General features: G+C 68.8%; 20 protein-coding genes. 10 read left to right on the forward strand and 10 right to left on the reverse strand.

Translation table 11 applies throughout. The features are described 5' to 3' along the window. Positions 1-8: 8 nt before the first annotated feature. Entirely contained in the window at positions 9-1,622 is a 1,614-nt protein-coding gene (locus QZH52_RS15510; protein ID WP_301810623.1) for a glucan biosynthesis protein G, read from the reverse strand. A 170-nt stretch (positions 1,623-1,792) separates the two neighbouring features. Here QZH52_RS15510 and bglX point away from each other — a divergent pair, with 170 nt between their 5' ends. From bglX to QZH52_RS15535, 5 genes are all read left to right on the forward strand, one after another. Beyond that, on the forward strand, positions 1,793-4,090 hold the full coding sequence (gene bglX, locus QZH52_RS15515) for a beta-glucosidase BglX (RefSeq protein WP_301810876.1): 2,298 nt from the start codon (positions 1,793-1,795) through the stop codon (positions 4,088-4,090). A gap of 22 nt (positions 4,091-4,112) precedes the next feature. Then, the gene (locus QZH52_RS15520; protein ID WP_301810625.1) at positions 4,113-5,492 is read left to right on the forward strand and encodes a CoA transferase; all 1,380 of its coding nucleotides are present in this window, start codon (positions 4,113-4,115) and stop codon (positions 5,490-5,492) included. A 64-nt stretch (positions 5,493-5,556) separates the two neighbouring features. Further along, entirely contained in the window at positions 5,557-5,787 is a 231-nt protein-coding gene (locus QZH52_RS15525; protein ID WP_301810627.1) for an AbrB/MazE/SpoVT family DNA-binding domain-containing protein, read from the forward strand. Then, positions 5,768-6,190, forward strand: a complete 423-nt coding sequence (locus QZH52_RS15530; protein WP_436411587.1) for a PIN domain-containing protein — start codon at positions 5,768-5,770, stop codon at positions 6,188-6,190. Before QZH52_RS15525 ends, QZH52_RS15530 begins: the two co-directional genes overlap by 20 nt. 48 nt (positions 6,191-6,238) lie before the next feature. Further along, entirely contained in the window at positions 6,239-6,949 is a 711-nt protein-coding gene (locus tag QZH52_RS15535; RefSeq protein WP_301810630.1) for a YebC/PmpR family DNA-binding transcriptional regulator, read from the forward strand. A gap of 7 nt (positions 6,950-6,956) precedes the next feature. Here the strand turns inward: QZH52_RS15535 and QZH52_RS15540 are convergent, their stop codons facing one another. Beyond that, positions 6,957-7,739: a DUF2189 domain-containing protein gene (locus QZH52_RS15540; RefSeq protein WP_301810632.1), complete on the reverse strand. Its 783-nt coding sequence runs from the start codon at positions 7,737-7,739 to the stop codon at positions 6,957-6,959. Between the two features lie 169 nt (positions 7,740-7,908). Further along, positions 7,909-8,796, reverse strand: a complete 888-nt coding sequence (locus QZH52_RS15545; protein ID WP_301810634.1) for a LysR family transcriptional regulator — start codon at positions 8,794-8,796, stop codon at positions 7,909-7,911. 108 nt (positions 8,797-8,904) lie between these two features. Between QZH52_RS15545 and QZH52_RS15550 the strand changes: the two genes are divergently transcribed. Genes QZH52_RS15550 through mmsB form a run of 4 tightly spaced genes read left to right on the forward strand, consistent with a single transcriptional unit; the run spans position 8,905 to position 13,633 of the window. Further along, positions 8,905-10,425, forward strand: coding sequence for a CoA-acylating methylmalonate-semialdehyde dehydrogenase (locus tag QZH52_RS15550; protein ID WP_301810638.1), 1,521 nt, complete (start codon positions 8,905-8,907; stop codon positions 10,423-10,425). Positions 10,426-10,435: 10 nt separating this feature from the next. Beyond that, positions 10,436-11,590 (forward strand): acyl-CoA dehydrogenase family protein, encoded by a 1,155-nt coding sequence (locus tag QZH52_RS15555; RefSeq protein ID WP_301810639.1) that lies wholly within the window; start codon positions 10,436-10,438, stop codon positions 11,588-11,590. Continuing rightward, positions 11,587-12,702 carry an enoyl-CoA hydratase/isomerase family protein gene (locus tag QZH52_RS15560; protein WP_301810640.1) on the forward strand — a complete coding sequence of 372 codons (1,116 nt, stop codon included), beginning with the start codon at positions 11,587-11,589 and terminating at the stop codon, positions 12,700-12,702. Before QZH52_RS15555 ends, QZH52_RS15560 begins: the two co-directional genes overlap by 4 nt. 40 nt (positions 12,703-12,742) lie before the next feature. Then, complete coding sequence (mmsB, locus tag QZH52_RS15565; RefSeq protein WP_301810642.1) at positions 12,743-13,633, forward strand: 3-hydroxyisobutyrate dehydrogenase; 891 nt, start codon at positions 12,743-12,745, stop codon at positions 13,631-13,633. A gap of 33 nt (positions 13,634-13,666) precedes the next feature. Here the strand turns inward: mmsB and QZH52_RS15570 are convergent, their stop codons facing one another. Further along, entirely contained in the window at positions 13,667-14,362 is a 696-nt protein-coding gene (locus QZH52_RS15570; protein WP_301810644.1) for a hypothetical protein, read from the reverse strand. A gap of 134 nt (positions 14,363-14,496) precedes the next feature. On the opposite strand from QZH52_RS15570, the gene QZH52_RS15575 reads away from it, so the two are divergent. Further along, positions 14,497-16,233, forward strand: a complete 1,737-nt coding sequence (locus QZH52_RS15575) for a dipeptidase (RefSeq protein ID WP_301810646.1) — start codon at positions 14,497-14,499, stop codon at positions 16,231-16,233. 21 nt (positions 16,234-16,254) lie between these two features. Here the strand turns inward: QZH52_RS15575 and QZH52_RS15580 are convergent, their stop codons facing one another. The 6 genes from QZH52_RS15580 to QZH52_RS15605 all read right to left on the reverse strand — a co-directional run bounded on the left by QZH52_RS15580 (position 16,255) and on the right by QZH52_RS15605 (position 21,432). Continuing rightward, complete coding sequence (locus QZH52_RS15580) at positions 16,255-16,581, reverse strand: chaperone modulator CbpM (RefSeq protein ID WP_301810648.1); 327 nt, start codon at positions 16,579-16,581, stop codon at positions 16,255-16,257. Positions 16,582-16,586: 5 nt separating this feature from the next. Continuing rightward, positions 16,587-17,546 (reverse strand): DnaJ C-terminal domain-containing protein, encoded by a 960-nt coding sequence (locus tag QZH52_RS15585; RefSeq protein WP_301810649.1) that lies wholly within the window; start codon positions 17,544-17,546, stop codon positions 16,587-16,589. Between the two features lie 20 nt (positions 17,547-17,566). Continuing rightward, entirely contained in the window at positions 17,567-18,181 is a 615-nt protein-coding gene (locus tag QZH52_RS15590; RefSeq protein WP_301810651.1) for a histidine phosphatase family protein, read from the reverse strand. A gap of 25 nt (positions 18,182-18,206) precedes the next feature. Then, a complete protein-coding gene (locus QZH52_RS15595) occupies positions 18,207-19,790 on the reverse strand; it encodes a phospholipase D family protein (RefSeq protein ID WP_301810653.1) in 1,584 nt (527 codons plus the stop codon). A 79-nt stretch (positions 19,791-19,869) separates the two neighbouring features. Then, positions 19,870-20,508 carry a CDP-alcohol phosphatidyltransferase family protein gene (locus tag QZH52_RS15600; RefSeq protein WP_301810655.1) on the reverse strand — a complete coding sequence of 213 codons (639 nt, stop codon included), beginning with the start codon at positions 20,506-20,508 and terminating at the stop codon, positions 19,870-19,872. 171 nt (positions 20,509-20,679) lie between these two features. Then, on the reverse strand, positions 20,680-21,432 hold the full coding sequence (locus tag QZH52_RS15605; RefSeq protein ID WP_301810657.1) for a glutamine amidotransferase: 753 nt from the start codon (positions 21,430-21,432) through the stop codon (positions 20,680-20,682). Positions 21,433-21,476 lie beyond the last annotated feature (44 nt).

Here is a 21,476-nt window from a genome sequence, read left to right on the forward strand (position 1 = left end):
CGAGCCGCTCAGGGCGTCGCCGCGGGCGCTGGCGGCGCTGCTGCCGCCGGCGGCGGATTCGGCGGCAGCTGGTAGCTCCAGGTCTCGCTGATCGGCAGGTCGCCCTGCACCAGGGCGGCCCGCATCTCGACCGGCAGGGCCGGGTTCTTCACCCGTACTCGCAGCGACACGCGCCAGCCCTTGGTCGCCGGGTTGCGCTCGATGCCGACGTCGATCAGATCGGCGTTGTCGCCCACGCTGACCCGCGGCCTGACCTCGGTGCCGGCCGGCAGGCTGGCCAGCGCCGGGCCTTCGAAATCGATCAGGAAGGCGCTGTTGCCGTCGAGCTTGCGGATCAGGTTGGCCTGCAGCTGCTCGCTGTCGGTGTGGAAGGTCTGGCGGACCCAGGCGTTGGCGGCATCGTGCAGCGCCGGCTCGTCGGTGGTCCAGTGCATGCGGTAGGCGAACTGCAGCATCTGGCCGCGCCGGGTGGGCGCGTCGGGCGTCCAGAAGGCCACGATGTTGTCGTTGGTCTCGTCCGGCGTCGGGATTTCCATCAGCGTGACGCGGCCCTTGCCCCATTGGCCCTGCGGCTCGATCCAGGCGCTCGGGCGCAGGTCGTATCGGTCCTTGAGGTCTTCGTAGCGCGAGAACTCGCGGCCGCGCTGCAGCAGGCCGAAGCCCTTCAGGTTCTCGACCTCGAACGAGCTGATCGCCAGCTGGCGCGGGTTGTTGAGCGGCCGCCAGAGCCATTCGCCGCTGCCGGTGCGCAGCGCCAGGCCGTTCGAATCATGGATCGCGGGCCTGAAGCCACGCTTGAGGTCCGACTGCTGGTTCGGGCCGTAGAGGAACATGCTGGTCAATGGCGCAATGCCCAGCGTCTTGATGTCGCCGCGTACGAAGATGTTGGCCTGCACGTCGACCACCGCGTCCTTGCCCCCGGGCGTCACGATGAACTGGTAGGCGCCGGTGGCGCGCGGCGAATCGAGCAGCGCGTAGATCACCAGCTGGCGATCCTGCGGCGCCGGCCGCTGGATCCAGAATTCGCGGAAGTTGGGAAACTCCTCGCCGCCCGGCGGCGCGGTGTCGATCGCCAGCCCGCGGCTCGACAGCCCGTACACCTGGCCTTTGCCGATCACGCGAAAATAGCTGGCGCCGAGGAAGCTCACGATCTCGTCGAGCTTGTCGGGCTGGTTGATCGGGTAGAGCACCCGGAAGCCGGCGTAGCCCAATGCCTGGGTCGCGCCGCGGTCGAAGGCGAGGCCGCCGAAGTCGAAGCGGTCGGGGTCGTACTTGATCTCCTGCACGCCGTCGGCGGTGATCTCGTTGATCCGCACGGCCGAATTGAACTGCATGCCCTGGTGGTAGAAGTTCAGCCGGAACGGCGTGTCCAGGTCCTTCCATTCGAAGCGGTCGGCGCGCGGCTGCATCTTCTGGTAGTCGGCGAACTGCATGTCGCTGAAAGCCGGCGGCAGGTTGTTCACCGGCGCCACGTAGGGCTTGTTCATCAGGGTGCGTGCCTGCGCCGTGACGTCGTCGAGCGAGAAGGCCTGGGCCTGGCAGGCCCAGAGCAGCAGGGCGGCGGAGGCCAGGGACAGCAGCGCGGGCTTCGGTCCCCGGCGGCGGGCGGCGTGAGCAATCATGAGAATCAACTTATGGAAACTTCCTGTCGTATCTCGGATCTGTCCGAGTCGACAAATATCGGCTTAGCTTAGCATCCAGGGCTAGACAAGCCTTCCCCCTCGAGAGAGGGGCCGTGCGCGAGACGCATCGCCGCACGCGGCGACGAATCCATGAAAGAGACTGAATGAAGATGTCGTTTGTGCTGGCCCTGGCGGCCGGACTGGCCAGCCCGCTGGCTTTCTCCCAGGCGCAGCCCGCCGCACCGAAAAGCAAAACGGCCTTGGTCGCCGACCTCATTTCAAGAATGACGCTGGACGAGAAGATCGGCCAGCTCCGCTTGATCAGCATCGGCCCCGAAATGCCGATCGCGCAGCTGGCCGACGAGATCGCGGCCGGCCGGGTCGGCGGCACCTTCAATTCGGTCAACCGCCCCGACAACCGCCGGCTGCAGGACGCGGCCATGAAGAGCCGGCTGAAGATCCCGATGTTCTACGCCTATGACGTGATCCACGGGCATCGCACCACCTTTCCGATCGGCCTCGGGCTGGCGTCGAGCTGGGACCTGGGCGCGGTCGACGTGATGGCGCGTACCGCTGCCCGCGAAGCCAGCGCCGACTCGATCGACATGACCTTCGCGCCGATGGTCGACATCGCGCGCGACCCGCGCTGGGGCCGCACCTCGGAGGGCTTCGGCGAAGACCCCTACCTGGTGTCCGAGATCGCCAAGGCCGCGGTCAAGGGCTTCCAGGGCGGCACCTTGCCGGTGCCCGCCGGCCGCATCATGACGGCCGTGAAGCACTTCGCGCTGTACGGCGCGGTGGAAGGCGGGCGCGACTACAACACGGTCGACATGAGTCCGATGCGGATGTACCAGGACTACCTGCCGCCGTACCGCGCCGCGATCGATGCCGGTTCCGGCGGCGTGATGGTGGCGCTCAACTCGATCAACGGCGTGCCCGCCACCTCCAACACCTGGCTGATGCAGGACCTGCTGCGCAAGGACTGGGGTTTCAAGGGCGTGGCGGTCAGCGACCACGGCGCCATCATCGAGCTGATCCGCCATGGCGTGGCCAAGGACGAGCGCGAGGCCGCCAAGCTCGCGATCAACAACGGCATCGACCTCAGCATGGCCGATTCGGTCTACCTGAAGGAGCTGCCGGGCCTGGTCAAGTCCGGCGAGGTGAGCATGAAGGCGATCGACAACGCGGTGCGCGAGGTGCTGGGCGCGAAGTACGACATGGGCCTGTTCCGCGACCCGTACCTGCGCATCGGCGTGGCCAAGGACGATCCGCCGGACCTCAATGCAGACAGCCGCCTGAGCCGTCCGGCCGCGCGCGAGGTGGCGCGCAAGTCGATGGTACTGCTCGAGAACCGCAACCGCACGCTGCCGCTGGCGCGCTCGGCCGCCATCGCGCTGGTCGGCCCGCTGGCCGACGCGCCGATCGACATGCTCGGCAGCTGGTCGGCGGCGGGCTATTCGAAGAACGCGGTCACCTTGCGCGCGGGCCTGAACGCCGCGGTCGCGAAGGACGGGAAGGGCCGCGTGATCTATGCGCGCGGCGCCAACATCACCAACGACGAGGGTGTTGTCAAGTACCTCAACTTCCTCAACTGGGACACGCCCGAGGTGACGCAGGACCCGCGCACGCCGGCCGAGATGATCGCCGAGGCGGTGAAGGCCGCGCAGCAGGCCGATGTGGTCGTGGCGGCGGTCGGCGAGGCGCGCGGCATGTCGCACGAGTCGTCGAGCCGCACCAGCCTGGACCTGCCGCAGAGCCAGCGCGACCTGATCACCGCGCTCAAGGCCACCGGCAAGCCGCTGGTGCTGGTGCTCATGAACGGTCGCCCGCTGGCGCTGGTGCGCGAGCAGCAGGAGGCCGACGCGATCCTCGAGACCTGGTACACCGGCACCGAGGGCGGCAACGCGATCGCCGACGTGCTCTACGGCGACTACAACCCGGCGGGCAAGCTGCCGATCTCGTTCCCGCGCTCGGTCGGGCAGATCCCGACCTACTACAACCATCCGCGGCTGGGCCGCCCCTTCACGGAAGGCAAGCCGGGCAACTACACCTCGCAGTACTACGAGGAGGTGACCGGCCCGTTGTATCCCTTCGGCTATGGCCTGAGCTACACAGACTTCACGCTGTCGGACGTCACGCTGTCGAGCCCGACCATGGCGCGCAACGGCAAGGTGGAAGCGAGCGTGACCGTCAAGAACACGGGCCAGCGCGCGGGCGAGGCCGTGGTGCAGCTCTATATCCAGGACGTGGCCGCGTCGGTGGTTCGTCCGGTCAAGGAGCTGAGGGATTTTCGCAAGCTCATGCTGCAGCCCGGCGAGGAGCGCCAGGTGCGCTTCACGGTCGACGAGGACAAGCTCAAGTTCTTCAATGCCCAGCTGCGCCGCGTGGCGGAGCCGGGCCGCTTCAACGTGCAGATCGGGTTCGACTCGCAGAGCGTGCGCGAGCAGGGATTCGAACTGCTGCAGTAACGACCCGACGAAAGGCCGCGCCATGAACGCCTTCGATGCCCTGCGCAGCCTGTGGCTGCAGGCCGGATTGCCCGAGGAGGCACTGGCCTCTGCGCAGCTTCCGGGCGCCGACCCGGTGCTGCCTTCGTCTTTTGCGGTGGGCACCGCGGCCCAATGCAGCATCGCGGCGGCGGCACTGGCGGCCTGCGAACTCGGCCACCAGCGCGGTGCCGCGCGCCAGGCGGTGAGCGTCGACATGCGGCATGCGGCGCTCGAATGCACCGGCTGGTTCAGCCTCGACGGCCGGGTGCCCGAGCTCTGGGATGCCTTCTCGGGCCTTTATCGCAGCTCGGATGGCTGGGTGCGCATCCATGCCAATTTCGCGCACCATCGCGAAGGCGCGCTGCGGCTGCTGGGGCTGGACCCGCAGCGCGCGCAGCGGGCCGATGCCGAAGCTGCGATGCGGGGCTGGAAGGCGGTCGATTTCGAAGAAGCCGCGGCCGCGCGAGGCCTGGTCGCGACCGCGCTGCGGCGCTTCGAAGAGTGGGATGCGACCCCGCAGGGCAGGGCGCTGGCCGATCAGCCGTTGTTCACCATCGAGCGCATCGGCGATGCATCGCCCCTGTCACTGCTGCCGCTGGCGGACGACCAGCGCCCGCTCACCGGCCTGCGCGTGCTCGACCTCACGCGCATCCTTGCCGGCCCGGTGGGCGGTCGCGCGCTTGCGGCCTATGGCGCCGAGGTGATGCTGGTCAACTCGCCGAAGCTGCCGAACATCGAGGCCATCGCCGACACCAGCCGCGGCAAGCTGTCGGCGCATGTCGACCTCCAGAGCGCCGAAGGCAAGGAGACGCTGGCGCGCCTGCTGGCGGACGCGCATGTGTTCGTGCAGGGCTATCGCCCCGGCGGGCTCGCGGCGCTCGGCTTCGGTCCTGAAGACACGTCGCGCATCCGGCCCGGCATCGTCCACGTCTCGCTCTCGGCCTACGGCACGCGCGGGCCCTGGGCCGGGCGGCGCGGCTTCGATTCGCTGGTTCAGACGGCCATGGGCTTCAACCACGCCGAGGGCGAGGCCGCCGGCGACGGCAAGCCCCGGCCGCTGCCGATGCAGATCCTCGACGAGGCCACCGGCTACCTGATCGCGATGGGCGCGGCGGCGGCGCTGTGGCGCCAGCAGCGCGAGGGCGGCAGCTGGCACGTGCAGGTGTCGCTGGCGCAGACCGGGCGCTGGCTGCGCGGGTTGGGGCGGACCGAAGGCGGTCTCGGCGTGGCCGTGCCCGATCGGACGCCGTACCTGGAGACCTCGGCCTCGGGCTTCGGCGAGTTCTGCGGGTTGAGGCACAGCGCGCAGTTGGCGCGGACGCCGGCGGGGTGGACGCGGCCTTCGGTGCCGCCGGGGACGGATCCGGCTGTGTGGCCTTGAGCTTGACCCCAGTGTGATATAGATATACATTTTATCTTGTATATCCAATCAACGAGGAGCGCCGATGCAAGTGTCGAAGTGGGGCAATAGCCTGGCGATTCGCTTGCCTGCGGCGTTGGTCAAGGAGTTGGAACTCGCCGATGGCGATGACGTGCAAGTGAGCGTGCGTGGTCCTCGCCAACTGGTGCTGAGCAAGAAGCCGGGAAAAGAACAAGTTCTTGCGGCGTTGCGCGAGTTCCGCGGCCGACTGCCCGCTGATTTCTCATTCGATCGCGATGGCGCAAATGAGCGCTGAGCGGTTTGTCGACACGAACGTCGTGCTGTACCTGCTGTCGCACGACGGCAAGAAGGCGGATCGTGCCGAAGCGGTGCTGGCGGAGGGGCCGGTTGTGAGCGTTCAGGTGTTGAACGAGTTCACGAATGTGGCGCGCCGCAAGCTGGGCATGTCATGGACTGACATCGGCGACTTTTCGGAACTGCTGCGTGCACTGTGTCGCGTCGAACCGATCACAATCGCAACCCATGACCTCGGCCGCCAACTGGCCGAGCGATATCAACTGTCCGTCTACGACTCGATGATCGCTGCTTCCGCCTTGTTGGCTGGGTGTGAGACGCTGTACTCGGAAGACATGCATGCCGGGCTTCGCGTCGAGGATCGATTGACGATCGAGAATCCGTTCGACGGCCGGCCCCATTGATGTCGAGCCTCCGAGGCCGGCCACAGATAAAACTAAGGAACACAACACATGGGCGCGCAATGGAAAGCCAAGCACAAGGACCTGGCGGCCAACGCCAAGGGCCGGCTGTTCGGCAAGCTCGCGAAAGAAATCATGATCGCCGCCCGCAGCGGCGCCGACCCGGCGTCAAACTCGCGGCTGCGGCTGGTGGTCGAGCAGGCCCGCAAGGTCTCGATGCCCAAGGACACGCTCGAGCGTGCCATCAAGAAGGGCGCGGGCCTGACCGGCGAGTCGGTGCATTTCGATCACGTGATCTACGAGGGCTTCGCACCGCACCGGGTGCCGGTGATGGTCGAATGCCTGACCGACAACGTCAACCGCACCGCGCCCGAGATGCGGGTGCTGTTCCGCAAGGGGCAACTGGGCGCGTCCGGTTCGGTCGCCTGGGACTTCGACCACCTCGGGATGATCGAGGCCGAAGCCCGGCAGGCCGGTGCCGACCCTGAGCTCGCGGCCATCGAGGCCGGGGCCCAGGACTTCGAGCCGGGCGAGGAGGGCGTCACCGTGTTCCTTACCAGCCCGGCGGACCTCGACCTGGTCAGCCGCGCGCTGCCGGCCCAGGGCTTCACGGTGCTGTCGGCCAAGCTCGGCTACAAGGCCAAGAACCCGATCGATCCTGCGAGCCTGAGCGCCGAGCATCTCGAAGAGGTGGAGGCCTTCCTGGCCGCCATCGATGCGAATGACGACGTGCAGCACGTGTTCGTGGGCCTGGCGGGGTAGGCCTGCGTCACGCGTCCACCATCTCGCGATAGGCGTGCCAACTCGCATGTGCGAGCCACGGGAAGATGACGACGAGCGCGAGCATGAACGTCGCGAAGCCCAGGGCCGTCAGCAGCGCGATCAACGCAGCCCACAGCACGATGGCGGCCGGATTGCGGGCGCAGCAGCGCAGGCTGGTCAGCACCGCGGTGATGACGTCCACCGGGCGATCCACCAGCAACGGCACGCTGACGACCCCGAGCGCGAAGACGAGCGCGGCCACCGCGGCGCCGACCGCGACGAAGGCCACCACGAGAGTGACCGACTGGCCCGACAGCAATAGCGCCGCGGGCAGATTCGACGCGTGCCGCAGCTGCTCCGTGAAGAACAGGGCGAAGGTGATCGCGGCCAGGCGCTCCCAGACGAAGTACGCGAGGGTGAGCAGCAATCCGAACAGCGCGATCGAGCCGGCGTTGCCGCTCCAGGCGCGAAGCGCCGATGCGGAATCCGGCGCGGCGGACTGCTCGCGCTGGCGCGACAGCGCGTACAGGGGCATCGCGACGAAGGGCGCCACCAGCAGGAAGCCGCCGAGCAGAGTGGGCGCAAGGTAGGTCGCCTCCCTGGTCGCGGCCATCAGGGCCAGGCCTGCAAGTGAAACCAGCACACCCATGCCGAGGCTCAAGCCCGGCAGGAAGGCCAGATCGCGTGCGCCCAGGCGCAGCCAGGCGAAGGGCCGCATGGCGCCAACCCGGCGCACGGCGGGCGCCGCCATCGATGGCGCAAGTGATCGACTGTCGAGCGGGTGTCCCATGGCGCACACTCCTTCGTGTGTCTCGCGCTGGAAGCCGGGCGGCGTCAGCGCTACGCCAGCATACTCGCGCGCATCGCCGGCAGATTGACGTCAATCAAGGAAGTGAACGGGGCAGGTGAAGCCGGTCGTGAGCACTTGAGCGGTGTGCCGGCATTCGGCGGTGCGGCCGCTACGGCATCAACACCGTCCGCTGTGCCTCCGCCGTCTCGCGCAGGAAATCCCACACCGCCTTCATCCGCGCCAGGTGCCGCGTCTCCGCCGGCACCGATATCCAGAAGGTCCGCGTGAAGTTGGCCTCGGCCGGCAGCACGCGCCGCAGCGACTTGTCCCGCTCCGCAATGAAGGCCGGCAGCACCGCGATGCCGGCGCCGGCCGCCGTGGCCTGGTGCTGCGCCAGGATGCTGGTGCTGCGCAGCGCGAAGGAGTCGGGCTTGTACAGCTCGTCGAGGTATTGCAGTTCCTTGCTGAAGAGCAGGTCGTCGACATAGCTGATGAAGGTGTGGCCGCGCAGGTCGTCGCGGCTGCGGATCGGGGCGTGGTTCGCCAAGTACGACTTCGAGGCATAAAGCCGCAGCACGTAGTCGCTGAGCTTGGCGACGACCACCGGGCCGCGCGCCGGCCGTTCGAGCGAGATCACGATGTCGGCTTCGCGCCGCGACAGGTGCACCAGCCGCGGCATGGCGAGCAGGTCGATCACCAGCTTCGGATGCGCCTGCGCGAACAGCGCCAGCTGCGGCGCCAGCACCACGGTGCCGAAGCCCTCGGTGGCGCCGATCCGCACCAGGCCCGACAAGCCCTCCTGCGACGCCGGCGCCGACCGCTCGACCGTGTGGAAGGCTGCCTCCATCGCCTCGACCTGCGGCTGCAGCCGGCGGCCGGCCTCGGTCAGGCGGTGGCCGTCGGCTTCGCGCGAGAAGAGGGCGCCCCCGACCTGCTTCTCGAGCGCCTGGATGCGGCGCGCGACCGTCGTGTGGTCGACCGCCAGCCGCCGCGCCGCGCCGACCAGCGTGCCGGTGCGAGAGAGCTCGAGAAAAAAGCGCAGGTTGTCCCAGTCCATCGTCTGCAATTATGCAGATCGAAGGTGCATATTTGTCTATTGCCATGGCAAAAGTGCAAAGCTAGGATGAGCCGCTGCAGACCCCCCATTCCAAGGAGACAAGTTCACATGGACGCCACCACCACCTCCGCGACCCAGGTCGCCACCGTCAAGCTGCTGATCGGCGGCAGGTTCGTCGAGTCAAAGACCACCGAGTGGCGCGACATCGTCAACCCCGCCACGCAGGAAGTGCTGGCCAAGGTGCCGTTCGCAACCCCGGCCGAAGTCGACGCCGCGGTCGCCTCGGCCAAGGAAGCCTTCAAGACCTGGCGCAAGACGCCGATCGGCGCCCGGGCCCGGATCTTCCTCAAGTACCAGCAGTTGATCCGCGAAAACATGGCCGAACTGGCCGCGATCCTCACGGCCGAGCAGGGCAAGACCCTGCCCGACGCCGAGGGCGACGTGTTCCGCGGCCTCGAGGTGGTCGAGCATGCGGCGTCGATCGGCAACCTGCAGCTGGGCGAACTGGCCAACAACGTGGCCAATGGGGTCGACACCTACACGCTGCTGCAACCGCTGGGCGTGTGCGCCGGCATCACGCCCTTCAATTTCCCGGCGATGATCCCGCTGTGGATGTTCCCGATGGCGATCGTCACCGGCAACACCTTCGTGCTGAAGCCCTCCGAGCAAGACCCGATGGTCACGATGCGCCTGTGCGAACTGGCGCTCGAAGCCGGCATCCCGGCCGGGGTGCTCAACGTGGTCCACGGCGGCGAGCAGGTGGTCAACGCCATCTGCGACCACAAGGACATCAAGGCGATTTCCTTCGTCGGCTCGACCAAGGTCGGCACCCACGTCTACAACCGCGCCACGCTGGCCGGCAAGCGCGTGCAATGCATGATGGGCGCGAAGAACCACGCGATCGTGATGCCCGACGCCAACAAGGAGCAGACCCTCAACGCGCTGGCCGGCGCGAGCTTCGGCGCCGCGGGGCAGCGCTGCATGGCGGTGTCGGTGGCGGTGCTGGTCGGCGAGGCGCAGAAGTGGGTGCCCGACCTGGTCGAAAAAGCAAAGACGCTGAAGATCGGCGCCGGCACCGAGAAGGGCGTCGACGTCGGCCCGCTGGTGTCCTGCGCGGCCTACGACCGGGTCAACGGCCTGATCGAGCGCGGCGTGGCCGACGGCGCGACCCTGGCGCTCGATGGCCGCAAGCCCACCGTGCCCGGCTACGAGAAGGGCAATTTCGTCGGCCCAACGGTGTTCGCCGACGTCAAGCCCGGCATGACGATCTACGAACAGGAAATCTTCGGCCCGGTGCTGTGCCTGGCCAATGCCGAGAGCATCGACGAGGCGATCGAGCTGATCAACGCCAACCCGAACGGCAACGGCACCGCGATCTTCACGCAGTCGGGCGCCGCGGCGCGCCGCTTCCAGGAGGACATCGACGTCGGCCAGGTCGGCATCAATGTGCCGATCCCGGTGCCGGTGCCGATGTTCTCGTTCACGGGCTCGCGGGCCTCGAAGCTCGGCGACCTGGGGCCGTACGGCAAGCAGGTGATCATGTTCTACACCCAGACCAAGACCGTCACGGCGCGCTGGTTCGACGACAACACGGCGCACGGTCTCAACACCACGATCAGCCTCAAGTAAGCTCGTCCGCATGGACTTCGAGCTGACCGGGGAGCAGCGCGCCTTTGCCCAGACGGCGCGCGACTTTGCCCTGAACGAATTCGCGCCGCACGCGGCGCGCTGGGACGCCGAGGCGATCTTCCCGAAGGACGCCATCGCCAAGGCCGGCGAGCTGGGCTTCTGCGGGCTCTATGCGCCGGACAGCATCGATGGCCTGGCCTTGCCGCGCCTCGATGCCACGCTGGTGTTCGAGGAGATGGCCGCGGTCGATCCGTCGACCACCGCGTTCATCACGATCCACAACATGGCGACCTGGATGCTCGGCACCTGGGGCGGTCCGGCGGTGCGCGAGCGTTGGGGCGCGGACCTGACCAGCGGGCGCAAGCTGGCCTCCTATTGCCTGACCGAGCCCGGTGCCGGCTCGGACGCCGCATCGCTCAAGACGCGCGCCGAGCTGCAGGGCAACGAGTACGTGATCAATGGCGGCAAGGCCTTCATCTCGGGCGCCGGTTCCACCGACGTGCTGGTGCTGATGGCGCGCACCGGCGGCGGCGGCGCCGGCGGCATCTCGGCGCTGGCGGTGCCGGCCGATGCGCCCGGCATCAGCTACGGCAAGAAAGAACACAAGATGGGCTGGAACAGCCAGCCCACGCGCACCATCGACTTCGACGACGTGCGGGTGCCGGCCGAGAACCTGCTGGGCAGCGAAGGCGAGGGCTTTCGCATCGCGATGAAGGGGCTCGACGGCGGCCGCATCAACATCGCGACCTGCTCGGTCGGCGCGGCGCAAGGCGCGCTCGACGCCGCTCGGCGCTACCTGCACGAGCGCCAGCAGTTCGGCAAGCCGCTGGCCAGCTTCCAGGCGCTGCAGTTCAAGCTGGCCGACATGGCGACCGAACTGGTGGCGGCGCGGCAGATGGTGCGGCTGGCCGCGAGCAAGCTCGATGCCGGCCATGCCGACGCGACCACCTATTGCGCGATGGCCAAGCGCTTCGCGACCGATGCCGGCTTCAATGTCTGCAACGACGCGCTGCAGCTGCACGGCGGCTACGGCTACCTGAGCGAATTCCCGCTGGAGCGGCTGGTGCGCGACGCGCGCGTGCACCAGATCCTCGAAGGCACCAATGAAATCATGCGCGTGATCGTCGCGCGCAAACTCCTCGAAGGCGATACCGACATCCGATGACCGACTCCGTAGTTCTCTTCAATGAAATCAAGGCCGCCGACGGCAGGCGCTTCGGCGTTGCCACGCTCAATGCGCCGGCCTCGCTCAATGCGCTCTCGGTCGCGATGGTGCGGCTGCTGACGCCGAAGCTGCGCGAGTGGGCAGAGGATGCGGGCATCGTCGGCGTGCTGCTCGATGCGGCGGGCGAGAAGGCCTTCTGCGCCGGCGGCGACCTGCGCCAGCTCTACCAGACGCTGCTCGAATGCGGTCCGGAACGCAACGAATATGCCGAGCGTTTCTTCGCCGAGGAGTACGAGCTCGACCACCTGATCCACACCTTCCCGAAGCCCTTCCTGTGCTGGGGCCACGGCATCGTGATGGGGGGCGGCGTCGGGCTCATGTCCGGTGCCTCGCACCGTGTGGTCACGGCGCAGAGCCGGGTCGCGATGCCCGAGATCAACATCGGCCTCTACCCGGACGTCGGCGGCAGCTGGTTCCTGCGCCGCATGCCGGGTCGCGTGGGCCTGTTCCTGGCGCTCACGGCCGCGCCGTTGAATGCGGCGGACGCGATCTTCTGCGGCCTGGCCGATCTGCTGGTGCCGCACGAGAAGAAGACGCAGGTGCTCGAGTCGATCGCCTCGGCACCCTGGCAGGCCGAGCCGCAGGCCGACCGCGCCACCTTGTCGCGGGTGCTGGCGCAGGCCGGCGAGGGCGCCGGGCTGCCGCCCTCGAAACTGCGCGAGCACTTCGACACCATCAACGCGCTGATGGCCGGCGACGACCTGCTCGACATCGCGAAGCGGCTGCGCAAGCTGCAGCATGAAGACCCATGGCTGCAGACGGCCGCGAAGACCTTCGCCAAGGGCGCGCCGAGTTCGGCCGCGCTGAGCTTCGCGCTCTGGCAGCGGGTGCCGCGGATGTCGCTGGCCGAGGTGTTCCGGCTCGAGTACTGGGCCTCGCTGGGCTTCTGTGCCCACAAGGACTTCGCCGAGGGCATCCGCGCCGTGCTGGTCGACAAGGACCGCAATCCGCGCTGGAGCCCGGCCACCCTCGAGGAGATCACGCCGGCCTTCATCGAAGATCATCTGCGCCCGCGCGGCGAGATGGCGCCCGAACTGGTGTCGCTCGCCTGAGCGTGCCGCCCGCATCCCCACAAGAACGGAGACACACGACATGAAGATCGCATTCATCGGCCTCGGCAACATGGGCGGGCCGATGGCCCTCAATTTGCTGAAAGCCGGCCACACGCTGAGCGCCTTCGACCTCTCGGCCGAAGCCTGCAAAAAGTTCGCGGCCGAGGGCCTGGCGATCGCCGCCTCGGCGGCCGAGACCGTGGCCAGCGCCGAGGTCGTGATCAGCATGCTGCCGGCCAGCGCCCATGTCGAAGCCCTGTACCTGGGCAGCGACGGGCTGCTCGAGAAGATCGCACCGGGCGCGCTGGTGATCGACAGCAGCACCATCGCGGCCGCGACCTCGCGCAAGGTGGCCGAGGCGGGCGTCAAGCGCGGCATCGCGGTGATCGACGCGCCGGTGTCGGGCGGCACCGGCGGCGCGATCGCAGGCACGCTGACCTTCATGGTCGGCGGCGCCGAGGCCGACCTCGAGCGCGCCCGTCCGGTGCTCGAGAAGATGGGCGCCAACATCTTCCACGCTGGCGCCGCGGGTGCCGGCCAGACCGCCAAGATCTGCAACAACATGCTGCTCGGCATCCTGATGATCGGCACCTCGGAGGCGATCGCGCTGGGCGTGGCCAACGGCCTCGATCCGAAAGTGCTGTCCGAGATCATGCGGCGCTCCTCGGGCGGCAACTGGGCGCTCGAGAAGTACAACCCGCTGCCCGGCGTGATGGAGAACGCACCGGCTTCCAAGGGCTATGCGGGCGGCTTCGGCACCGACCTGATGCTCAAGGACCTCGGCCTCGCGCAGGAGAACGCGGCCGCGGTGCGGGCTTCGACGCCGCTCGGCGGGCTGGCCCGCAACCTGTATGCCGCCCACAGCCTCGGAGGCCATGGGGCGCTGGATTTCTCGAGCGTGATCAAGCTGGTGCAGGGCAAGGCAGCCTGATCCCGAAGTAGATCCAGATCCGACGCCGCCGCTTCAGGTCCCGAGCATCGGATTGCGCCGCGCCTCGTCGCGGCGCCGGTCGGCCCGCACTTCATTGCAGCGCGGATGGCGGGTGTAGGCGGGTTGGTCGCAGTGCGCGGCTTCGCAGCGGGCGGCGGAGAAGAAGTTGAGGTTCTGGCAGCCCTGACGTGGGTCGAGTGCGGCCGCGCGCGCGGGGGCGGGTGGGGCCGGCCGGCGTTCGACCGCCGCCGGCGTGGCGGGCGGCGGCGCGGGCGCTGCGGCGACGGCGGGTGGCGGCACGAGCGGCTTGTCGGTCACTTCCGCTTCGCCGGGGCTCAGCGACGAGCCGAGCGGCACCGGCTGCGGCATCGGCTCCGGCGGCCTGGGCGCTGCGGCGGCCTGCGCGGGTGCTGGCGGCGCGACCGCCACCGGCGCCGCGCGGCTCGCGGGCGCGGGCACCTTGCGTGTCACATAGCCGAACCAGCCGCCGAATCCGATCGCCACCGCGAGCATGAGCGCACCCAGCCCGAGCCAGAACTCGCGCGGCGCGTTCTGCCCGGCGAGGCCGGCCGGATGCGCCGCGGCAGCGGCGGCCGGCCGCTTCGAGCGCAGGCCATCCAGCAGCGACGGCCCGGTGGCGGCAAAGCCGGGCAGCTTGCGGGCGCAGCCGTGGCAGAACTTCGCGGCATCGCGGTTCTCGGTCTGGCAGGCGGCACAGATCACCGGCATCGGGACTCCTTGGGCAACGGGACGCAAACGTGCATTTTTCGGCCTGGGCGTCGCGGCGTCTGCCAGCCGCTGCCTACTTTTTCCGGTCGTAGACTTGCATGCCTCTGCCCAAGTTCCCAGGCCGGACCCCCACCATGCATCGATTCACTTTATCCATTTTCCCGGTGAGCCTCGCGCTGGCCATCGCCGCCCCGGGTGTGGCCGCCGACACCCTCAAGAAGCCCGAGCTCGACCGCCTCGCCGCGACCCAGCAGGCGGCGCCTGCGGCCAGCTTCCGCGCCTTCCTGGCGCAGGCCGCCAAGGCCGATCCCAGCCTCAAGCCGGCCATAGCTGCCTACGAGGCCAGGCGCCCGCTCGCCGGCGATGACCTGATCCAGGTCGCGCGCCTGCTGGGGCTCTACAACCGCCTCCACAACCAGAAGGCGGTGCTGTCGTCGCTCGAGGCGATGATCGCGATCCCGACGGTGCGCGACGACAAGGTGCCGCCGCACGAGAGCCCGCAGATCGTCGAGTTCGGTCGCCTGGTCGAACGCATGGCCAAGGACTTCGGATTGCAATACCGCAACGTCGACAACCGGATCTTCGAGGTCAAGCTGCCGGGCCGGGGTGCCGACGAGTTCGGCATCCTGACCCACGCCGACGTCGTGCCCGTGGTGCCCGACGAGTGGGTGCTCGACGACGGCACGCGGCTCGATCCCTTCAAGATGACGCGCGTGGGCGGCACGCTCTACGGGCGCGGCACGATCGACGACAAGGGCTCGATCGCGGCGGTGCTGTACGCGATGAAGGCCGTGAAGGAAAGCGGCCTGCCGCTGGCCCGCACGATCCGCCTGATGATCGAGACCACGGAGGAAACCGGCGGCGACGGCATGAAGTACTACCGCGCGAAGACGCCGCTGCCCGACTACAACATCGTGCTCGACAGCAAGTACCCGGCCGTGGTCGCCGAGAAAGGCTCGGGCGCGCTCAAGGTCTTCTTCCCGGTCGAGGAGGCAGACGGCAGCAGCGCCGTGCGCACCGCCATCACCGCGATGGCGGGCGCCTCGTCGGCCAACGCGGTGCCGCAGACGGCGACCGCCACGCTGAAGGGGGGCGACCTGGCGCAGGTGGCGGCCCGGCTCGAGTTCGTCAAGGGGCCTTTCATCCGCAAGTACGAGGGCCAGGGCGGCAAGTTCGGCATCGACATCGCGAAGGGTGCGGACAGCATCGAGGTCAAGGTCACGGGCGTGTCGGCGCACGGCTCGCGGCCGGAGGAGGGCGTCAACCCGCTGCCGCGGCTCGCGCTCTTCCTGCAGGAGTCCGGCGTGGTGACGGCGGGCAACCACTACACCAAGGCCGTCAGGTACCTGATCGACCTCTATGGCACCGGCTACCTCGGCGAGAAGATGGGCGTCGGCTACCAGGACGACTTCATGGGGCCGCTGACCTTGTCGCCCAACCTGATCCGCGAGAAGGACGGCAAGCTCGAGGTGACCACCAACGTGCGGATGCCGCGCGGCAGCACGCCCGAGCAGCTCACGGCCACGCTCAAGTCCAAGGTCGACGAGTGGGCCGCGGCGAGCCAGGCCCGGGTCGAGATCGACTATGCACAGGGCGACTGGATGGCACGCGACCCCAAGGGCGCCTGGTTGTCGACCTTGCTCAACATCTTCGGCGACACCACTGGCCTCGAAGCCAAGCCAGTGTCGACCGCGGGCAGCACCACCGCCAAGCTGATGCCCAATGCGATCAACTTCGGACCGGCGATGCCCGGCAAGAAGTACACGGCGCACAACGCCAAGGAATACAAGGAGCTGGCCGACCTCGACGCCGACATGCAGATGTTCACCGAGATGCTGGTGCGGATCGGGAACCTGAAGACGATGCAGTAGGCGCCGGCGGCAGGATCTTCTTCAGATCTCGCGCCCCAGTCCCTGCGCCCGCAGCACGCCCTTCAGCCGCCGCACCTCGTGCTCGAGGTCGAGGATCAGCGCGGCCGCATCGAGCCCGACGCCGAAGTCGCGCTCCAGCCGTCGGGCTTCCAGCGCGCATTGCAGGTCGCTGCCATGGAAGCGCCAGTCGTCCGGCCGCTCGGCCGGCGTGCGGGACTCGATGATGCCGACCTCGACCAGCTGGACCACCCAGTCGAGCTGCGCGCCGCAGGCATGCGCGAGTTCGCTGGCGGCCAGGGGGTGCGAGGCGCTGAGCGTGGTGGTCGTGATGGAGACGGAGGAAGTCATGGTCGTCACACTCCGAGATGGCGCCGCGGATCGAACGGCGCGGCCTGGGCGAGCTGCTCGTAGGCCTTGCGCGCGGCGTCGGTGTCGGCCGGCGGCAGTGCGATCTCGAGCAGCAGATACAGGTGGCCCGGCGGCTTGCCCGGCAGGCCGCGTTCCTTGAGGCGCAGCTTGAGTCCGTTGCGCGCCTTGGGCGGCACCGTGACCTCGACCACGCCGCCGCCCGGCGTCGGCACCTTGACCTGCGCGCCGAGCGCGCCTTCGGTCGGCGTGATCGGCAGGGTCATGTAGAGATCGCGGTCCTCGACCCGGTACAGCGGATGCGGCGCGATGCGCACCTCGAGGTACAGGTCACCGGCCGGCTCGCCGCCGTGGCCCGGCATGCCCTGGCCCGCCAGCCGGATGTACTGGCCCGGATGCACGCCGGGCGGGATCTTCACGGAAAGCGTCCGGGTCTTGAACTCGGGCCGGCCCTGGGCGTCGAGCTCCTGCGAGCGCAGCGTGATCTCGCGCTCGGCGCCGTTGAGCGCGTCTTCCAGCGCGATCTCGATGGCCGCGTGATGGTCCTCTCCGCGGGCGCGGTAGTTGCGGCGCTGGGCGCCGCGCCGTTCGGCGGCGCCGAACACCGACGAGAAGAACTCGCTGAAGTCGGCGTGGTCGGCTGGCCCCTGGTTGGCGCCCCGATGGAACTCGAAGCCCTCGTCCCAGTTCGGCGGCGGCCTGAAGCTGCCGTCCGGACTGCCGCCGCGCGCGACATGGTCGGCCAGCTGGTCGTAGGCGGCGCGCTTCTCCTTGTCGCGCAGCACGTCGTTGGCCTCGTTGATTTCGCGCATGCGCTGGTCGGCGTCGGCTTCCTTGCTGACGTCGGGGTGGTACTTGCGCGCCAGCTTGCGATAGGCCTTGCGCACCTCGTCTTCCGAGGCCCCGCGCTCGAGGCCCAGCGTCTTGTAGTAGTCCTTGAAGTCCATGGCGGTTCCGCGAAGAGTTGTCAGGCAATGGCGGCGCCGCCGTCGACCTGCTGCAGCAGCGACCTGACGCGCCAGCCGGCGCCGTCGCGTTCGAAGCGCAGCGGCTGCGCGTTGCCGAGCAGTCCCATGTCGACCGGCACGCCGAGCAGCGCCGCCAGCACGTAGAGCGAGCCGCCGTGCGCCACGATCAGCACCGGTGCCGGCTGCGCCAGCGCCTGGTCGAGGGCGGTTCGCTTGCGGGCCACGAACTCGGACAGGGTCTCGCCGCCCGTGGGCGCGCAGGCCCAGTCGATGTTTGCGGACGAGGTGCCGATCAGTTCGCCGAAGTGGCGCTCGCGCAGGCCCTCGTGCACCCAGGGCGCGATGCCGTGCGGCGCCGACACCGCGTGCGCCGTGGTCAGTGCCCGATGCACATTGCTGCTCACGATGCTGCGGATCGGCTCGCCGGCAAGCAGTTCGGCGGCGCGCGCCGCCTGCTGCAGGCCGAGCGCGCTGAGCGGTTCGTCGGCGGCCTGGAAGATGCGCCGAGCATTGCACTCGGTCTGGCCATGGCGCAGGAAGTAGAAGTGGTCGCAGGCCGGCACGAGCGGATGCGCCGCGGCCAGGGTGGCGAGTTGGAGCAGGCCGGGATTCATCGGGTGGGTTCCGGGTGGAGGGGAGTTACAGCAGCCATTCGATCGGCAGCACTTCGAGGAAGTCGATCCAGCTCCGCTTGAGCGCGCCGGCGCCGGGTTCGGTGGTGTAGCGCACCTCGCCCTGCGGCCCCTGCTCGATCCATTCCATGCCCTGGCCGTCCGCCTTCAGCCGCACCTCGAAGGCTTTGGCGGGGATCGCGGTGTCGAACTGCCGGGCCAGTTGGCCGGACAGGTTCTGGCTGTCGATGATCACGCCCATCTCGGTGTTGAGCCGGGCCGATCGCGGATCGAGGTTGAACGAACCCACGAAGATGCGCTCGCGATCGATCGCGAAGGTCTTGGCGTGCAGGCTGGAAGCCGAACTGCCGCGGCTGCCGCTGCCGGGAACTCCGCCGTCTCGTGCGCGTTCCTTGTCCTTCTCGGGCGGTGGCACCGCGTCGCCGGGCTTCAGCTCGTAGACCCGGACCCCGCCCTCGAGCAACTGCTTGCGGTACTTGGCGTAGCCGGCATGGACCGCGCTGACGTCGGTCGCCGCCAACGAGTTGGTCAGCACGCGGACCTTGACGCCCGAGCCGGCCATCTTCACCAGCGACCTGGTGCCGTCCTTGCCGGGCACGAAGTAGGGCGAGACCAGGTCCAGTTCGCGGCGAGGCTGGCCGAAGGCCGCGACCAGCAGCGGCATCATCTGCAGGTCGCTGCGGTCGGTCGACTCGAGCACCTTGGCCGGGTCGTCGTGGATGACGTGGGCGGTGGTCCAGTCGAGCGTCAGGCGGCCTTCGTCGAGCTCGCGCAGCAGCGGGGTCTGGCGCACGGCGTCGAGGTAGCGCGTGGCCTCGGGATCGCGGCTGACCTGGTCCCAGCCAGCCTTCAGATTGGCCTGCGCGCCCGGGCCCGGCGGCCCCAGCAGGCTGGCGGCTGGATAGGCCGAGGGGCTGTTCCAAAACAGGTCGAAGGCGGTCGAGACTTCGCGCACCACCGGGCCGACCGCCACCACGTCCAGGTCCTGGAAGCCGACTTCCATGTTGGCGCCGAAGTACTCGTCGCCGATGTTGCGGCCGCCGACGATCGTGAGCTGGTTGTCGGCGGTGAAGGACTTGTTGTGCATGCGCCGATTGACGCGCGAGAAGTCGAAGGCGAAGTCGCCGAGCCGCAGGCCCCGGTTCGCGAACGGATTGAAGAGCCGGACCTCGATGTTGGGATGGGCGTCGAGGGCCGCCAGCATCGGGTCGAGGCCGCCAGTGTTGGCGTCGTCGAGCAGCACGCGCACCCGCACGCCGCGTTCGGCCGCGTCCCACAGGGCCTGCCACATGAGCTTGCCGGTGGTGTCGTTGCGCCAGATGTAGTACTGCAGGTCGAGGCTGCGATCGGCGCGGCGGGCAAGGAGAATGCGGGCCGCGAAGGCGTCCTCGGCCGACTGCAGCGCGCGGATGCCGGATTGGTCCGGATGGGCCGTCACCGCGGGACCGAAGGCCTTGGCCAGCCGGGTATCGGCCGTATTGACAAGGGCCTGGGACTCGGAGCGTTCGACCTTCCCGGGCAGGCTGGAGCAGCCGGTGAGGAGCAGGCCGAGAAGGAGGGCGACCAGGACGCGTGAGGCTGAAAGTGACACGGCGCGTTTCCGACGATGACGGTGCGGCCATTCTAGGCAGGTTGAACCCGCAGGCCGGCGGTCGGCCGTCATCGACGCGTCACAACTTCGGAATGTGCAGCGTCTTGCTGATCATCAAGGTGCCCGAGAGGCCGAACAACAGGGCCAGCGGATGCAGCACCCACGGCCCGATGGACCATGCGCCGCCCCAGATGGCGTCGCCAATGTGGCCTTGCCGGGCCGCCAGGGCCAGCACGCCGACCAGCACCACGCTGGTCGGGATCGGCGTGCCCTCGAAATACTTGACCTTGTCCGCGCCTTCGGAGAGCGCTTCGGCCGTGACGTTGTAGCGCGCCAGGCGGCTCACGCCGCAGCAGACGAAATAGATCAGCAGCGCGCAGTCCCAGCCGCCATCGAGGCCGGCCGCAAACCCCAGGGTCGCCGGCAGCACGCCGAAGGAGATCACGTCGGCCAGCGAGTCGAGTTCGCGGCCGAGCGCCGAGTGGGTCTGGCGCCAGCGCGCGATGCGGCCGTCGAAGACGTCGAAGACGAAGGCCGCGGGCGCCAGCGCCGCGGCCCAGAGGAAGTGCGCCAGCGACTGGCTGCGCATGAAGGCCATCGCCAGGAAGATGGCGCCGACGCCGCAGGCCGCGTTGCCGAGCGTGAACGCATCGGCGAGATGAAAGCCGCGAATCATCGAGAAATGCTTGCGGGCCGGCGCGGGGGCTGAAGTGGACATGCTGGGTTCCATGGAGAAATGCGACTGCACCTTAGCTCAACCGCGAGCCGGGGCGTGTAGTCGCATTCTGATGCCGAGCCGGCCCTGTCGGATCGAATGGCACGCGCCACACCCTCGGCACCTCGTTCGCCTTGCGCCAGAACCCGCGCCACAGCGCGGCATCCTTGGACGCTAGGTCGCTGTCGCCAAGGCGTCGTGCGCCTCGGCGATGCGGGCGAACCGGCCGAGCAGCCCGGCCGCGAGCGCGGTGGGGGCCACCCGGTCGCGCAGCGCCGCCGGATCGAGGCCCTGGCCGCGCAGGTCGTCGCCCAGGTGATCGACATAGCCGCGCATGATCTCGGCGTCGAATTCGGGATGGAACTGCAGGCCCCAGGCCTGGTCGCCGATCCGGAAGGCCTGCGTCGGCTCGAAGGCATTGCCCGCGAGGCGGACCGCGCCTTCGGGCAGCTGCAGCGCGCTCTGCCGATGCACCACATGGGCCTCGAAGCGCGCGGGCAGGCCAGCCATGAGGGCATCGTCGGCGGCCTCGGGCTGGAGTTCGACCTCGACGGTGCCGATCTCCATGCCGCCCGGGTGGTCGCCGGCCTCGCCGCCGAGCGCATCGGCCAGCAGTTGATGGCCGAAACAGATGCCGAGCACCGGCGTGCCGTGAGCGACCAGCTGCGCGAGCCAGCGGCCGGTGGCTTCGCTCCAGGGTGCGCGGTGGGAGACCATGGCGTGCGAGCCGGACACGATGGCGCCCGAAATCTGGTCGGGCGAGGGCAGCGCGTCGCCGCGGCGCGGGTCGAGCACCACGACCGGCAGCCGGGTGTCGCCGAGGCCGTCGGCCATCCAGTGTTCGAAGTCGCCACGCCGGTCACGCAGGGCGTCGAAGGTTTCACCGACCTTGATGATCGCGAGCGGGCGGGGAGAGGTGTTTTCCATGGCCGGGATGATGCTGCAATCCGGATCGCCCCGAGGGCATGGGG

It is taken from the genome of Variovorax ginsengisoli, assembly GCF_030486595.1.
Lineage (GTDB): Bacteria > Pseudomonadota > Gammaproteobacteria > Burkholderiales > Burkholderiaceae_C > Variovorax > Variovorax ginsengisoli_B.

Excerpts from the sequence above, each read along its gene's own strand:
- QZH52_RS15510 (WP_301810623.1), bottom strand. The coding sequence starts at position 1,622 with ATGATTGCTCACGCCGCCCGCCGCCGGGGACCGAAGCCCGCGCTGCTG.
- bglX (WP_301810876.1), top strand. The coding sequence starts at position 1,793 with ATGTCGTTTGTGCTGGCCCTGGCGGCCGGACTGGCCAGCCCGCTGGCT.
- QZH52_RS15520 (WP_301810625.1), top strand. The coding sequence starts at position 4,113 with ATGAACGCCTTCGATGCCCTGCGCAGCCTGTGGCTGCAGGCCGGATTG.
- QZH52_RS15525 (WP_301810627.1), top strand. The coding sequence starts at position 5,557 with ATGCAAGTGTCGAAGTGGGGCAATAGCCTGGCGATTCGCTTGCCTGCG.
- QZH52_RS15530 (WP_436411587.1), top strand. The coding sequence starts at position 5,768 with ATGGCGCAAATGAGCGCTGAGCGGTTTGTCGACACGAACGTCGTGCTG.
- QZH52_RS15535 (WP_301810630.1), top strand. The coding sequence starts at position 6,239 with ATGGGCGCGCAATGGAAAGCCAAGCACAAGGACCTGGCGGCCAACGCC.
- QZH52_RS15540 (WP_301810632.1), bottom strand. The coding sequence starts at position 7,739 with ATGGGACACCCGCTCGACAGTCGATCACTTGCGCCATCGATGGCGGCG.
- QZH52_RS15545 (WP_301810634.1), bottom strand. The coding sequence starts at position 8,796 with ATGGACTGGGACAACCTGCGCTTTTTTCTCGAGCTCTCTCGCACCGGC.
- QZH52_RS15550 (WP_301810638.1), top strand. The coding sequence starts at position 8,905 with ATGGACGCCACCACCACCTCCGCGACCCAGGTCGCCACCGTCAAGCTG.
- QZH52_RS15555 (WP_301810639.1), top strand. The coding sequence starts at position 10,436 with ATGGACTTCGAGCTGACCGGGGAGCAGCGCGCCTTTGCCCAGACGGCG.
- QZH52_RS15560 (WP_301810640.1), top strand. The coding sequence starts at position 11,587 with ATGACCGACTCCGTAGTTCTCTTCAATGAAATCAAGGCCGCCGACGGC.
- mmsB (WP_301810642.1), top strand. The coding sequence starts at position 12,743 with ATGAAGATCGCATTCATCGGCCTCGGCAACATGGGCGGGCCGATGGCC.
- QZH52_RS15570 (WP_301810644.1), bottom strand. The coding sequence starts at position 14,362 with ATGCCGGTGATCTGTGCCGCCTGCCAGACCGAGAACCGCGATGCCGCG.
- QZH52_RS15575 (WP_301810646.1), top strand. The coding sequence starts at position 14,497 with ATGCATCGATTCACTTTATCCATTTTCCCGGTGAGCCTCGCGCTGGCC.
- QZH52_RS15580 (WP_301810648.1), bottom strand. The coding sequence starts at position 16,581 with ATGACTTCCTCCGTCTCCATCACGACCACCACGCTCAGCGCCTCGCAC.
- QZH52_RS15585 (WP_301810649.1), bottom strand. The coding sequence starts at position 17,546 with ATGGACTTCAAGGACTACTACAAGACGCTGGGCCTCGAGCGCGGGGCC.
- QZH52_RS15590 (WP_301810651.1), bottom strand. The coding sequence starts at position 18,181 with ATGAATCCCGGCCTGCTCCAACTCGCCACCCTGGCCGCGGCGCATCCG.
- QZH52_RS15600 (WP_301810655.1), bottom strand. The coding sequence starts at position 20,508 with ATGTCCACTTCAGCCCCCGCGCCGGCCCGCAAGCATTTCTCGATGATT.
- QZH52_RS15605 (WP_301810657.1), bottom strand. The coding sequence starts at position 21,432 with ATGGAAAACACCTCTCCCCGCCCGCTCGCGATCATCAAGGTCGGTGAA.